The organism is Polaribacter sp. (genome assembly GCF_036480315.1).
Lineage (GTDB): Bacteria > Bacteroidota > Bacteroidia > Flavobacteriales > Flavobacteriaceae > Polaribacter.
Window position 1 is genome coordinate 15,487 of sequence record NZ_JAZGGG010000055.1, and the last position, 13,897, is coordinate 29,383.

The following is a 13,897-nucleotide window of genomic DNA, read 5'->3' on the forward strand; positions in this document are numbered from 1 at the left end:
ATTTTGTTAGTGGTTAAAACTTAAAGTTTACCTTCTGTTTAGAAAAAACCTGTTCCAGGATCTGCTGGTGAAGATGCTTGCGCTTTCTCTGGACTTAAAATAATATAAGTACCTAAAGCAGTAAGTGCTGCATATTTACCATAATTACCAATTTTTTTTAGGGCTTCTTTTCTAGTAATTTCCTTACTAGTTTGTTCTTGTAAATTCATTTTTATTAAAGTTAGGGGTTACTCTAAAATTATTTTTTTACTTATTTTTTGTGAACTAGTTTCTAATTGTATTAAATATACTCCTGATAACAATCTAGGAAGTTTAATTTCTTGTGAAGTTTGATTTGATATATCTAAGTGAAATACTTTTTTTCCTAAAACTGTAAATAACTTAATCAAAGATTTTTCATCTTTTAATCCTGTAATTTTAAGAGTCCTATTATCAGTTTTATAAACATTTAAATTACTTGCAATTTCTTCATTTTTAACAGATAAAACTCCCGAAGATGTATGGATATAAAAACGTCCATCGCTATTTAAATCTGAAGTTAATGTAACTTTATAAGAAGTGTTTGCCTCGTCTATTCTTGTAAAAGTATTTACATCTTTATCTTCTAGATATACTTTTAAACCATTAGGAATATTTAAAACGTCCGCATTAATAGTTATTTCAGAATTTGCAACAGCATTTACTCCAATAGGAATAATCATTTCGTTAAAATTACTGTCTGGCAAAGCCTGTAGTGCATATTTTATTCCATCATTTTCGGTTACTAAATGCGTGTATAAAGCAAATGAATTAGAACTACCATTAAATAAACCGGCATCATAACCATCATCTAAACCTGTGGTTGTTCCGTTTATATATTTTATATCAGTACTTTTTTCAGAAGTACCGTTACTTACTTTTAATTTTATCTCAAATCTATCAGAACCACTTCTAGCAAATAAATTACCAGATTGATGACTTTGCATATTTTCATTCATAGCAATAGTTCCGTCTGCAATTACTCTTACAAAATAACCTTGTCCTGGCGCAAGATATTTTGCACTAGAAGCGTTGTTAAAAGGTTTATATGAAGTTGATGCTGAATCCCAAAAATAAATTGCTTTAAATCCAGATTGTAATTTTGTAAAATTAATATCTATAACATTGTTTGTTGCATTTGCAGGATCATTTAGGTTCATAAAAGACGGATAAGGATTTCCTATTAAATTCCAACCGTTACTACCAACAGTAACATCCGCAGGAGAATTATCCGTTTTTAAACTTCCAGTAAAAGTGGTGTTTTCTGCTGAAGAAAGGCGAATTGTATATCCTTTTCCTAGATTAAAATCACCAGAAGTTGTTGCACCATTTTGATAATAATCCCAACCTGGTGTTGCATTATTGTATGCTCCTAAACCTCTATTTTCTCCAGCTCCAAGAATTAAAGAACTTGCATTTGCAAATACATCTATATCTTGATTTTCAACTGGACTAGAAATTAAATACCAATTAGTATTGTCTTTAATATATCTATCATAAGAAATATTTCCAGTAGAAGTTCCATCTACAATCAATGACCCACTACTTGTTGCATCAGATTTAATTTTTGTTGTACCAGTAGTTGTTAAATTCCCGGTTAATGTTAGAGATTTTCCAGCATTTACATTTAGAACTCCTGCAACAGTTACATCTATAACTGAAACATTTGTTAAGTTTAAATTAGCCGTTTTTCCTAAAGGAATAGACACATTATCAATTGCAAGTGGAATTCGTGCTAAACTCCAATTTGTAGTTAAAGACCAATCTCCTGAATTAGCAGTAAACTCATTTGTTACAGTAGCATTATTTATAGTAATCTCTGTTTCTTTCTTATAATAATCGCCAACATTTGGTGCTGTATAAGATATTGTATATGTACCTGTTGTAGAATTTGAAACATCTATTTCTCCGGTTGATGTATTTATTGACAAACCAGATGTGCTAGAAAAAGTCCCGCCAGAAATTCCGTTTATTGTTGGTGTAACATCAATTCCTTTTGTTGAATAACTAGTTGCATCATAAGTAAATTTAGAAAAATCATTATAATGAAGATCTATATAGGTTTTTATTACAGTTCCATAATCTCTTGAGAAATGAGGTACAGTTGCAGTTCTTCCATCTGTTCTATTGTAAGGATAAGAAAAACTAGAGTAATCAGATCCAATATCCCTAACTCTTCTATTCACTTCAGTCATAATACCATCTATAGTACCACCACCACCGTTTAAATTTCCTCCAGCACCAACAATAGAATTAGATTTTGAAGTACTACCAGACCCATGTCTAATATTATTATAATAGTCTCCGGCGAAATAATCATTATTTCCTGGATTTGTATCATCACAAGTACCTTGACTAGACCCAGAAGATATATGACTTGGTACTGTTCTATAACCAGCAGTTTTACTACATGTTGTATTACCTGAAATTGCTAAATATTCGCTTCCACCCGTAGTTTGAAAAAGTCCACCTAAACTTTGAGAACCTCTTATTAGGTCTTCAAAAGATAAATTCTGAAGATTATTTTCAATTAAATTTTTAATGGTAACTCTAGATAATTCCTCTGCATTTGTTGCAGCATTATTTAAATTTTCATCAAAAGAACTACTTGGTAAATTATAACCAGCTTCAATTCTTGGTACTGAATGACTTTGACCATGTAAATCTATATATAATCCTTTACCAAATTTAGCATCTACATCTGCACTTGCTGTATCTATGAAGTTATGAAAAGCATCATAATATTTATCTGCACCTGTACTGTTACATGTTGCTTCTGCTCTATCTCTATTAGGGTCTAATTTAGATCTATGTAAGTTATTTATTATGATATGAGGATACAAACCATATTGCTCATAACTTCTTTTTTGAATTTCTCTTATTAAAATATCTGTATTGTCATCCCTTTCATCTGAACCACAATTTCTTATATTTAAATCACTATCAGTATGTGGGTAAGTACTGCTACTTAAACAGCAATCTTCACTACCAGCTTGTAAAACACCTCCATGAGGAGCAGAGATAATTACTGGCATATTTCCAGGAATATATTCTATATATTTTTTGCTTGAATTAAAATATTGGGATACTCCAGGAAAAGGAGCTAAAATTTCTACTTCATCAGTGTAAATTTTAGGACAACTTCCTGTTGTTGTTGTATATGAAACTGTATAAACACCAATAGTAGAATTAGAAACATCTATAAGACCAGAAGATGAATTAATAGATAACCCGCTTGTAGAACTAAAAGCTCCACTAACACCTGTAGTGGTTGGTGTTAAATCTGCACTATCTTGCACGGATTTAGATCTTGTGTATTCGAAAGTAGCAACGTCTCCATTAGATATTGTAATGTTTTGTGTTGCACTATTTTGATCTGGTGCTGTTGTTGTATATGTCACTACATAACTACCTAAAGTAGATGCAGAAACATCTATTAAACCAGAAGAACTGTTAATAATTAAACCAGAAGTAGAAGTAAAAGTTCCACCAGCTTCTCCAGTAACTGTTGCTGTCGGATCTGATTCAATTTGACAATAAGAGGCCTTTGTATAGCTAAAAGAAGCATTGTCTAAAACAACCACTTGGTTAACAGCAAAATGAATTTCTTTAATTATTTCTGTATTTGAAGAATTGGTAATATCATCAAAATTAGAACTATTTAAATTTAGTACATCGACACCATCTACATTTACGGTTGCAGTACCACTGCCATTCCAACCATCTCCATAACTGTCATACATTTTTACAGAATATCCGGTAGTTGTTGAACTATTTACTGCAACGTCTGGGTTTGTAGATTTTGATTCTGTGTATGTTCCTGTAACATTTCTTCCATCATAACCATTGTCTATTGTAAAAATAACATCGTTACTTGGGCCTAAAAGTTCAATTTTGTTTTCTGACGACCAAGATGGCCAACTAACAGAAACAGTAATATCTACATTTTGTGAAAAGAGATTAAATGATTGAAAAATAATAGTTAAGACGATAAGATGCCTTAAAAATTCAGGGGAAAATTTTTGGGTCATTAGTTAGGGGTTAAAAAGTTTTATTAATTACTTACAAAAAGTTATTTTTTATAAATAATCAACAGCCAAATATAGTTTTTTTATACAAATATCATAAAAAAAATATTGAAAAATATTTATTCTCCTTATATTTTATTCAAAATCCGCTTATTTTAAAGGCTTTATAGACCTTATTATTTTAATTATATTTTTTCTATTTCACTCTTTTAAAAACAAAAAAGTACTTATTACCAAATAATTTCCATTTATTGAAGCAAAAAAAATGGTGTGAAATTATAAATTTCACACCATCTTTTATTTATTTTAAGAGTAACTTTAGAATTTAGAAGTAATATCTAAAGCAACATCATTCCATGTTTTAGAAACACCATCTGCACCAGAATGCAAAGCTTCACAGGTTTTATTTAAGGAAGTTAATGCAGTTTGTGCATTCCATTTATTTACATCCATAGTTGCTTTCATAGAAAACGTTTTGTCTACAATTGTATATGTAAAAGGAATTTTATCTGTAACACCATTCATTGTAATACTTGCAGAACCAATAGAATCATTTTCTATCATTAATTTTCCTGAAAGTAATTTTGTGTTCTTCATAACACCAAAAAAAGCTTTTTGAATTTTAAAATCTCTGTTTGAATCTTTCGTAAAAATACTACTTACAGGAATTGAAAATTCTGTGTTATTTATTGCATCTTTAATTGAATTTCCTTCACCGCCAGAAAGAATGTCAACTTTCTTAAACTGTCCACCAACAGGCACTTTCTCTGTCGTTTTATAAGCAGTAAAATTGATTAAATTTTTTGCAGTTTTCAAAGAAAAAGCAGCATTACTTTTTTCTTTTTTAGTTCTAGTTTTATTAACATCCTCTTTTTTTGTATCTGTTTTACATGAAGAAAAATTAAAAGCGACTAATAATAAAAATGATATGATAAATACTTTTTTCATACTATTGTTTTTTAGAGTTTAATATTGTTTTTGCTAATGCAATATATTCTTTTTTTGCTTCTTCAGGAGACATTCCGTTTAACTGTACCCAAGCATTAAATTTAAAAGCACTTCTTACATTTGAGTCGTTAATTGTAGAAGACTTATTTCCAAAGTTTGCTTGTTTATAAAAAGCATAAAACCGAAGCATCATATCTGGTGCAACTCCTTTTTTTAATTCAGAAATTTTTTCAAAGGCTTCATAAAACGCTATGTCTAAATCGCTTTCCATAATTATTTTTCTGCAACTACCTGCACTCCACCTTTTACCTTATCACCTAACTTAACATTTAATTTAGTTCCTAAAGGTAAGTATAAGTCTACTCTAGAACCAAATTTTATAAAACCAGCGTCTGTTCCTTGCACAACAGTATCACCTTCCTTTGCATAATTTACAATTCTTTTTGCTAAAGCGCCTGCAATTTGCCTGTACAAAACTTCACCTATTGCTTCGTTTTTGAGAACCACAGTTGTTCTTTCGTTTTCAGTAGATGCTTTTGGATGCCAAGCAACTAAATATTTACCTGGATGGTATTTACTATATTTAATAACTCCACTCATTGCATATCTTGTAACATGCACATTTATTGGCGACATAAATATAGAAACCTGTAATCTTTTATCTTTAAAATATTCTGGTTCTTCAACTTCTTCAATAACTACAACTTTACCATCTACAGGTGCAATTATAGTATTTGCGTCTAAATTGGTAAGTCTCTTTGGGTTTCTGAAAAACTGAAGCACTATAATTAAAAAAGCTAAAATTATAACTTGAATAACTTTTAACAGCCAACCAATCTCTATAAATTTTTCAGCTAATAAAATACCTGCAATTGATAATACAAAAGCAATTACAATAATTTTATACCCTTCTTTGTGAAAACGAATCATATCTTAAATAATAAAATTAATATACATATATACAAACGGAGCTGCAAACAATAAACTATCTAGTCTATCTAAAATCCCTCCATGACCAGGCATAATTGTTCCGCTATCTTTTATGTTAGCTTGCCTTTTAAACTTTGATTCTACCAAATCTCCTATAGTACCAATTACAGAAACAATTACGGCAATAACAATCCAATTTAGAAGTGTAAAATCTGTATTGTATTTACTAATTGTAAATGCTGCAATTATTGCAAAAACAACTCCACCAACAAAACCTTCAATTGTTTTTTTAGGTGAAACTGAAACAAATAATTTTGTTTTCCCTATGTTTTTTCCAACAAGAAATGCAAAGCTATCATTTACCCAAATTAAAACTAAAATACAAATCATTAAATATGGGTTGTATTCACCTTTATAAAATGGCAATAGCACTAAAAAACTCATTGAAAAAATTAGATACCTAATTGTTAAACCAAGTTTAGATCTATCATTAAAAAATAGTATTTCCTTTTTAGCAAATAACTGATAAATTAAAAATACAGAAGACAAAATCGTTATTATTAAAACACCTGTAATAGCATAACTTTCTGGTCTTTTAAGCATTAGAAACAATACTAATCCGAAGAAAATATAGGAAACAAAACTTTTGAAATCTATCATTTTAGAAAACTCCCAAATACCTAAAAGTGCAAATAATGAAGTTAAAACAATATACGATTCTTTAGAAACAAGAATAGATGAAACAAAAATAAGTACAAAAATTATACCTGAAAAACTCCTTCTTAAAAGGTTACCCATATTATAAATCTTCTAATAGCAGCAAATATAAGTTTTTTGTATTACTGTTACCATAGTTTAAAAAATTATCATCACTTTTATTTATAATATAATTTTTCACTGAAGAAATATTGGTTGGTAAATTTTTATCGCTATTTACTTTAATTCCAGTTAAACCTTCACCTGTATCTTTAACCAACTGACTTGTTGTTGCATACACTATAAAGTTTTCTGAAAACACAGGTAATTTGTTACTTTTTAATTGATTAGAAGAAAACAAGATATTTCCACTATCTGCAATTAAATGCTCACACGTTGTTAATACAGGAATATTAGACTTAAGTTCTTTTGTAGTTTTTATTTCTTTCTTATTAAGAAACACAGTTAAATCGTCGTTTAACAATAAAGTTTCTTGCCAATTATTTTCTGCAAGAATCCTTTTTAGGTTAAGAGTAACTTCCTCCTTTTTTAGACAATATAAAAACTTACCCCCTTTTTCAAGAAAGTTATGTACAAATAAATCATCTAAAGACAATTCTACTTCTTGTTTTCGAATTTCCTTATCTTCCTTTATAGGTATGTTGAATAGCTTTTTAAAAAACTTCATTCTTTAAATTAAAGATGTTTAATTATTCTTCAGTCTTTTTACTTACTGGGGGAATATTTACTTCTTCTTCAACTTTTTCCTCAACTTTTTTTTCAATTTTCTCTTCTACTTCATCAAAAGGTCTCTTACCAAATATTTTCAGTAAATCATCCTTAAAAATAACTTCTTTTTCTAACAATAGCTCTGCTAAAATAGTAAGTTTATCTCTATTATTATCTAATAATTCTATAGCTCTTTGGTATTGAGCTTCAATCATTTTAGATATTTCTTTGTCAATTGTTTTAGCTGTATCCTCACTATAAGGCTTTACAAAACCATCGTTTCCTGAAGAGTCATAATACGTAATATTACCAACTACTTCATTTAAACCATATACAGTAACCATAGCTCTTGCTTGTTTGGTTACTTTTTCTAAATCGCTTAATGCACCTGTAGAAATCTTATTAAAAATAATTTTTTCCGCAGCTCTACCACCTAAAGTAGCACACATTTCGTCTAGCATTTGTTCTGTTTGTACAATCAACCTTTCAGCTGGTAAATACCAAGCAGCACCTAAAGATTGCCCTCTTGGTACAATAGTTACTTTTACCAAAGGTGCAGCATGTTCTAACATCCAACTTACGGTTGCATGACCTGCTTCATGAAAAGCAATTACTTTCTTTTCTTTTGGTGTAATTACTTTATTTTTCTTTTCTAAACCACCTACAATTCTATCTACAGCGTCTAAAAAATCTTGATGATGAATTGCTTTTTTACCAGTTCTAGCCGCAATTAAAGCAGATTCATTACACATATTAGCAATGTCTGCTCCAGAAAAACCAGGAGTTTGTTGTGCTAAAAACTCAATATTAACATCATCTGCTAATTTTAAAGGTTTAATATGCACTTCAAAAATTTCTTTTCTTTCATTAATGTTAGGCAAATCTACATAAATCTGTCTATCAAAACGTCCAGCACGCATTAATGCACTATCTAAAACATCTGCTCTATTGGTTGCAGCTAATACAATTACATTAACGTCTGTACCAAAACCATCCATTTCAGTTAATAACTGATTTAAAGTGTTTTCTCTTTCGTCATTTCCACCAGTCATACTATTTTTTCCACGAGCTCTACCAATGGCATCAATCTCGTCAATAAAAATAATAGAAGGCGATTTTTGTGCAGCTTGTTTAAATAAATCTCTAACGCGAGAAGCCCCTACTCCAACAAACATTTCAACAAAATCTGAACCAGATAATGAGAAAAAAGGAACACCTGCCTCACCAGCAACAGCTTTTGCTAACAAAGTTTTACCAGTTCCTGGAGGGCCAACTAATAAGGCTCCTTTTGGAATTTTACCTCCTAAAGATGTATATTTTTCTGGGTTTTTAAGGAAATCTACAATTTCTTGTACTTCTTCTTTTGCACCTTCTAAACCTGCAACATTTGCAAAAGTTGTTTTTACTTTAGTGTCTTTATCAAATAATTTAGCTTTCGATTTACCAATGTTAAATATTTGACCTCCGCCACCAGCACCGCTTCCGCCACCAGACATTCTTTTCATAAAAAACAACCAAATACCAATTAAAATAATAAAAGGTAAAAAACCAATAATAGTATCAAACATACTGGTTCTGCTTTCATTTTTTAAATCGAAACTTAAGTTTTTTTCTAATCTAATTTTTTCAACATCATTTTCGAAGTTTTGTAAATCTCCAAAGTTGTATTCATATATAGAGGACCCTTTTCTATAAAAAGTAGAGTTCACCAATTTTTGATAACGTTCTTTTTTGATAGCTTCTTCCTTAATAAAAATTTGAGCTAAATTATTATTAACTACTAGAATTTTAGAGACATCATTATCCTCTAAAACTTCAATAAACTCATTTTTAGAAATGCTTTTAGTTGCTAAATCTCCGCTACTAAAAAACTGTACTGCTATTAATACTAAAAATATAGCACCATAAATCCAATAAGCATTAAACTTAAATTTAGGGTCACTAGATTTGTTATCTTTTTTTGAATCACTCATGTGTTATAAAAATCTAAAAAGTTTAAACTGGTTTTATTTCAGTAATTTTTGCATCTCCCCAAAGGCTTTCTATATCATAAAATTCTCTAACGTGCTTTTGAAAAACGTGTACAACCACGTTTACATAGTCCATTAAAATCCATTCAGAATTCCCTTGCCCTTCAATATGCCAAGGTTTGTCTTTAAGTTCTTTGCTTACTAATTTTTGTACGGAACCAGAAATTGCGTTTACTTGGGTGTTAGAACCACCCGAGCAGATTATAAAATAATCGCAAACTGTATTTTCTATTTCTCTTAAGTCTAGTAATTGAATATTTTCTCCTTTAACATCATCAATTCCTTTTATTATTACAGATATTAAATCGTCTGTATTGACTGTTTTCTTTGCCATTAATTTATTTTCTAATTTAGTGCGAAGTTATTATTTTTTTGCGAGTATTTTGTGTAATATTGAACTAGTTTACAGTTTATTTAACACTTGAAAATAATCAAACTTGATGCCATTGACTCTACCAATTCTTTTTTAAAAGAATTAGGCAAGAATTCTGTGTTAGAGAACTTTACCGTTGCAGTTACAAGCAACCAAACAAATGGTCGTGGTCAACAACAAAACACATGGGCTTCTAAACCCTTTAAAAACCTTACCTTTAGTGTCTTTACAAGGTTTAAAAACCTAGGAATTCATCAGAAAAAACATTTAAATTTTGCCATTTCTTTAGGGATTTTTGATGCTATTTCTACAGAAAATCTACCGAAACTTTCTATTAAATGGCCTAACGACATTCTGTCAGAAAACAAAAAATTATGTGGAATTTTAATTGAAAATAGCATAAAAGGCAGTAAAATAAATTCTTCAGTCATAGGAATTGGCTTAAATGTGAATCAAATTGAGTTTCCTGACCACATTAAAAGCGTAAGCTCCTTAAAAAAAGAGACCGAAAAAGAATATGATTTAGATCCGTTATTATCAAAAATAATTTCAAAAATTAAAGAACGAATAACGCTTTTAAATGATAAACAATTTCAACATTTAGAAAATGATTATCTAAATGTTTTGTATAAAAAAAACATTCCTACTATGTTTAAAGATAGTAACAATGTTTTATTTATGGGTATGATTTCTGGTGTTTCAAAAGAAGGTAGACTTCAAATTACACTCGAAGATGATCTTATTAAAGAATTCGATATTAAAGAAGTTGCTATTCTTTAAACGTTTTCTAAATTATCTGTTAGTGTTTCAATAAAATTAGTTAGTGGTTTTTTAACCATCATTGCCATCATCATATTAAATTTACCATTAAAACCTAATTGAACTTCACTAGATGCATCATCTATTGCTTCAATGTTTGCAACCAACTCAAAATCTAATTTACTACTTGCTGCACCTAAAGTTATGTTAGAATATTCAGTAGAATCTTTTAGTACTAGTCTTATTTCTGGCATTCCTTTTAATCCAAAAATAAAAGAATCTCCATCTACTTCAAATTTTTGAATAGATTCTGGCATCAATTGTTCAAAGTTTTTTAAATCAGTTAAAAACTCGAACGTTTCTTTTTGAGATTTCTTTACTACTACGCTATTCCCTTCTATATTCATCTTATAAAAATATTAAATTATTGTTTCCAAACACTTGGGTTAGAACGCCATTCTTCCAAAGTACTTAATTCCTTTTCAGAAATGTAACTACTATCTAAAGCTTGCTCTAACAAATTGTCATAATTACTTAAAGTTGTTAAACTTACGTTTTTTTCTTTAAAGTTAGCCTTTGCTACTTCAAAACCGTAAGAAAAAATTGCAACCATTCCTTTAACAACACCTCCAGCTTCTTTAATTGCTTCTACAGCATTTAAGCTACTTTTACCAGTACTTATTAAGTCTTCTATTACAACAACATTTTGTCCGCTTTCTAAATGACCTTCAATTTGGTTTTTTCTACCATGTTTTTTTGGTTCTGGTCTCACATAAATAAAAGGTACTCCTAATTCTTGTGCAACTAATATACCAATTGCAATTGCACCAGTAGCAACACCAGCAATTACATCTGGTTTACCATATTCTTTTTCTACTATTTTTGCAATTTCTTCTTTTAAGAAAACACGTACTGGAGGATAAGAAAGTGTCACTCTATTATCACAGTAAATAGGAGAATTCCAACCAGATGCCCATTTAAAAGGTTCTGTAGAATTTAATTTTATCGCCTTTACTTGTAGTAAAAGTTCAGCAGTTTTTTTTGCAGTATCTTTGTTCAAAATCATATCGCAAATGTATAAAGTTTTTGTAAATGATAGCCCAATTATTGTAACATCTTCTCAACAAAAAGAGAATAATTTTCCTGTATATCAATTTAAGAATGTTGTTATTGATGAAATCATTCATAAATTAAGAAATAAGCATATAGATGGTGTTAACTTATACACAACCGATTTAGAGAATGATTGGCTTCTATTTTTAACGAAATTAAAAGTAGTTCCTGCTGCAGGTGGTTTGGTTTTAAATCCTAAAAAAAAAGTCCTTTTTATTTACAGAAATAATGTTTGGGATTTGCCAAAAGGACGAATTGAAAAAGATGAAAGTATTGAAACCGCAGCTATAAGAGAAGTTGAAGAAGAATGCGGAATTTTTAATCTAAAAATTATTAAAGAACTAGTAACTACATACCATATTTATTATCACGAAGAAAATAAATTAAAAGTAACCTATTGGTTTTTAATGGATTCTAATTATGATAAAGAATTAACACCTCAACTAGAAGAAAGCATTACTAAAGTGTTGTTTAAAAATGATGAAAATGCAAAAATAGCATTAAAAAACACGTATTCAAATATAAAATTAGTGTACGATACTTACAAAGAAGCCTAATTTTCTAAAAAAACGGACTATCTTTGCCGACTTCAAAAAGGCACAAAAAACATGACTGAATTTATAAAAAAGATAACTCCAAACGCTAAAGACGATGTTTTATCGGGTATTACGGTTTCATTAGCAATGATTCCTGAAGTAGTTGCGTTTGCATTTGTTGCACAAATAGATCCTTTAATGGCGCTTTCTGGTGCTTTTATTATTGGTTTAATTACAGCTGTTTTTGGTGGAAGACCAGGTTTAATTTCTGGTGCTGCTGGTGCAGTTGCTGTAATTTTTGTAACTATGATTGCAGAAGGTCATACAAAAGGAATGTTGTTTGATACGCCAATAGATAATATGGGCTTTTTCTATTTAATGGCGTGTGTAATTTTAATGGGAGTCATACAAATATTAGCAGGAGTTTTAAAAATAGGAAAATTTGTACGTTTAATTCCGCATTCTGTAATGATGGGCTTTGTAAACGGTTTGGCAATTGTTATTTTTTGGGCACAAGTAAAAATGTTTTCTCATAAAACGTTAGAAGTTTCTGCCGAAGGTGTAAAAGGATACACAAGTACTTTTATGCATGGGACAGAATTGTATATTATGTTAGGTCTAGTTGTCTTAACAATGGGCATTATTTGGTTGTTACCAAAAATTACAAAGAAAATTCCAGCAGCTTTAACAGCAATTTTAGTAACTACTTTAATTGTAGTTTTTTCTGGATTAGAAGTTTCTACAGTTGGTTCTTATATTATTGAAGGTGGTGGAACGGGTTTAAAAGGAGAGTTCCCAACACCAAATACAGATCTTTGGAGCAACTTACCAATTAATTTAGATACGTTAATGTTCATTTTACCGTATGCCTTTTTAGCCGCTTCTGTTGGTTTAATAGAGTCTTTAATGACAATGAATTTAGTTGACGAATTAACAGAAACTAGAGGAAACGGAAATAGAGAATGTGTTGCACAAGGCGCAGGAAATATTTTAAGCGGTCTTTTTGGTGGAACTGGTGGTTGCGGGATGATAGGACAAACCGTAATTAACATTAACGCTGGTGGTCGTGGACGTTTGTCTGGTATTATGATGGCGTTAACCTTACTTACTTTTATTCTTTTTACTGATAAATTAATTGAACAAGTACCAATTGCAGCTTTAATTGGTGTAATGTTTATGATGGTTATTGAAACATTTGCTTGGTCTAGTTTTAGAATTTTAAAGAAAATACCAAAATCGGATGCTTTTGTACTAATTGTAGTTTCTACTGTTACCGTAATTTTCGATTTAGCAATTGCAGTTTTTGTAGGTGTAATTATTTCTGCGTTGGCTTTTGCTTGGGAAAATGCAAAGAAAATTAGAGCTAGAAAACGTTTTAAAACAGATGGAACAAAAATTTACGAAATTTGGGGGCCTTTATTCTTTGGAAGTATTTCTGCTTTTAATGAGAAATTTGATATTAAAACAGACCCTGAGAATGTAGAAATTGACTTTGTAGAAGCACGTGTTTCTGATCATTCTGCTATAGAGGCTATTTATGCTTTGGTTGAAAAATACCAAGCTGCTGGTAAAAAAGTTACCTTAAAACATTTAAGTGAAGATTGTAAAGTTTTGCTTTATAAAGCTTCTCCTATTTTTACTGATATTATTGAAGAAGATATCGATGATCCTCGTTATCACTTAGCCGCAAATCCTGAAGACTTTCCTAAACCTTTAGGTGAGTATAAATTTTAGAAT

At 30.0% G+C, this 13,897-nt stretch carries 14 protein-coding genes; 3 read left to right on the forward strand and 11 right to left on the reverse strand.

The window, feature by feature from the left end; genetic code table 11:
- Nucleotides 1–38: 38 nt before the first annotated feature.
- The 9 genes from V3V28_RS11225 to rsfS form a co-directional block, all read right to left on the reverse strand.
- A complete protein-coding gene (locus V3V28_RS11225; protein ID WP_331365108.1) occupies nt 39–209 on the reverse strand; it encodes a hypothetical protein in 171 nt (56 codons plus the stop codon).
- A gap of 18 nt (nt 210–227) precedes the next feature.
- On the reverse strand, nt 228–4,049 hold the full coding sequence (locus V3V28_RS11230; RefSeq protein ID WP_331365109.1) for a T9SS type A sorting domain-containing protein: 3,822 nt from the start codon (nt 4,047–4,049) through the stop codon (nt 228–230).
- Nucleotides 4,050–4,364: 315 nt separating this feature from the next.
- The gene (locus V3V28_RS11235) at nt 4,365–4,994 is read right to left on the reverse strand and encodes a YceI family protein (RefSeq protein ID WP_331365110.1); all 630 of its coding nucleotides are present in this window, start codon (nt 4,992–4,994) and stop codon (nt 4,365–4,367) included.
- A 1-nt stretch (nt 4,995) separates the two neighbouring features.
- Nucleotides 4,996–5,265, reverse strand: a complete 270-nt coding sequence (locus tag V3V28_RS11240) for an acyl-CoA-binding protein (RefSeq protein ID WP_331365111.1) — start codon at nt 5,263–5,265, stop codon at nt 4,996–4,998.
- A 2-nt stretch (nt 5,266–5,267) separates the two neighbouring features.
- On the reverse strand, nt 5,268–5,924 hold the full coding sequence (locus V3V28_RS11245) for a phosphatidylserine decarboxylase family protein (RefSeq protein WP_331365112.1): 657 nt from the start codon (nt 5,922–5,924) through the stop codon (nt 5,268–5,270).
- 3 nt (nt 5,925–5,927) lie between these two features.
- A complete protein-coding gene (locus V3V28_RS11250) occupies nt 5,928–6,722 on the reverse strand; it encodes a phosphatidate cytidylyltransferase (RefSeq protein ID WP_331365113.1) in 795 nt (264 codons plus the stop codon).
- 1 nt (nt 6,723) lies between these two features.
- A complete protein-coding gene (locus V3V28_RS11255) occupies nt 6,724–7,308 on the reverse strand; it encodes a hypothetical protein (RefSeq protein WP_331365114.1) in 585 nt (194 codons plus the stop codon).
- 22 nt (nt 7,309–7,330) lie between these two features.
- Nucleotides 7,331–9,322 carry an ATP-dependent zinc metalloprotease FtsH gene (ftsH, locus tag V3V28_RS11260; RefSeq protein ID WP_331365115.1) on the reverse strand — a complete coding sequence of 664 codons (1,992 nt, stop codon included), beginning with the start codon at nt 9,320–9,322 and terminating at the stop codon, nt 7,331–7,333.
- 22 nt (nt 9,323–9,344) lie between these two features.
- On the reverse strand, nt 9,345–9,713 hold the full coding sequence (gene rsfS, locus V3V28_RS11265; RefSeq protein ID WP_331365116.1) for a ribosome silencing factor: 369 nt from the start codon (nt 9,711–9,713) through the stop codon (nt 9,345–9,347).
- 87 nt (nt 9,714–9,800) lie between these two features.
- Here rsfS and V3V28_RS11270 point away from each other — a divergent pair, with 87 nt between their 5' ends.
- The gene (locus V3V28_RS11270; RefSeq protein ID WP_331365117.1) at nt 9,801–10,532 is read left to right on the forward strand and encodes a biotin--[acetyl-CoA-carboxylase] ligase; all 732 of its coding nucleotides are present in this window, start codon (nt 9,801–9,803) and stop codon (nt 10,530–10,532) included.
- Here the strand turns inward: V3V28_RS11270 and V3V28_RS11275 are convergent.
- Together V3V28_RS11275 and pyrE are read right to left on the reverse strand one after the other, a co-directional pair.
- The gene (locus tag V3V28_RS11275) at nt 10,529–10,918 is read right to left on the reverse strand and encodes an SRPBCC family protein (protein ID WP_331365118.1); all 390 of its coding nucleotides are present in this window, start codon (nt 10,916–10,918) and stop codon (nt 10,529–10,531) included. The two genes, V3V28_RS11270 and V3V28_RS11275, sit on opposite strands and share 4 nt — an antisense overlap.
- A gap of 17 nt (nt 10,919–10,935) precedes the next feature.
- On the reverse strand, nt 10,936–11,577 hold the full coding sequence (gene pyrE / locus V3V28_RS11280) for an orotate phosphoribosyltransferase (RefSeq protein WP_331365119.1): 642 nt from the start codon (nt 11,575–11,577) through the stop codon (nt 10,936–10,938).
- 7 nt (nt 11,578–11,584) lie between these two features.
- On the opposite strand from pyrE, the gene V3V28_RS11285 reads away from it, so the two are divergent.
- Nucleotides 11,585–12,181 (forward strand): NUDIX hydrolase, encoded by a 597-nt coding sequence (locus V3V28_RS11285; protein ID WP_331365120.1) that lies wholly within the window; start codon nt 11,585–11,587, stop codon nt 12,179–12,181.
- Nucleotides 12,182–12,232: 51 nt separating this feature from the next.
- Nucleotides 12,233–13,894, forward strand: a complete 1,662-nt coding sequence (locus V3V28_RS11290; protein ID WP_331365121.1) for a SulP family inorganic anion transporter — start codon at nt 12,233–12,235, stop codon at nt 13,892–13,894.
- Nucleotides 13,895–13,897: the final 3 nt, after the last annotated feature.

Bases quoted from the DNA above. Each gene is read 5' to 3' on its own strand.
- V3V28_RS11225 (WP_331365108.1), bottom strand. From the start codon at position 209: ATGAATTTACAAGAACAAACTAGTAAGGAAATTACTAGAAAAGAAGCC.
- V3V28_RS11230 (WP_331365109.1), bottom strand. From the start codon at position 4,049: ATGACCCAAAAATTTTCCCCTGAATTTTTAAGGCATCTTATCGTCTTA.
- V3V28_RS11235 (WP_331365110.1), bottom strand. From the start codon at position 4,994: ATGAAAAAAGTATTTATCATATCATTTTTATTATTAGTCGCTTTTAAT.
- V3V28_RS11240 (WP_331365111.1), bottom strand. From the start codon at position 5,265: ATGGAAAGCGATTTAGACATAGCGTTTTATGAAGCCTTTGAAAAAATT.
- V3V28_RS11245 (WP_331365112.1), bottom strand. From the start codon at position 5,924: ATGATTCGTTTTCACAAAGAAGGGTATAAAATTATTGTAATTGCTTTT.
- V3V28_RS11250 (WP_331365113.1), bottom strand. From the start codon at position 6,722: ATGGGTAACCTTTTAAGAAGGAGTTTTTCAGGTATAATTTTTGTACTT.
- V3V28_RS11255 (WP_331365114.1), bottom strand. From the start codon at position 7,308: ATGAAGTTTTTTAAAAAGCTATTCAACATACCTATAAAGGAAGATAAG.
- ftsH (WP_331365115.1), bottom strand. From the start codon at position 9,322: ATGAGTGATTCAAAAAAAGATAACAAATCTAGTGACCCTAAATTTAAG.
- rsfS (WP_331365116.1), bottom strand. From the start codon at position 9,713: ATGGCAAAGAAAACAGTCAATACAGACGATTTAATATCTGTAATAATA.
- V3V28_RS11275 (WP_331365118.1), bottom strand. From the start codon at position 10,918: ATGAATATAGAAGGGAATAGCGTAGTAGTAAAGAAATCTCAAAAAGAA.
- pyrE (WP_331365119.1), bottom strand. From the start codon at position 11,577: ATGATTTTGAACAAAGATACTGCAAAAAAAACTGCTGAACTTTTACTA.
- V3V28_RS11285 (WP_331365120.1), top strand. From the start codon at position 11,585: ATGTATAAAGTTTTTGTAAATGATAGCCCAATTATTGTAACATCTTCT.
- V3V28_RS11290 (WP_331365121.1), top strand. From the start codon at position 12,233: ATGACTGAATTTATAAAAAAGATAACTCCAAACGCTAAAGACGATGTT.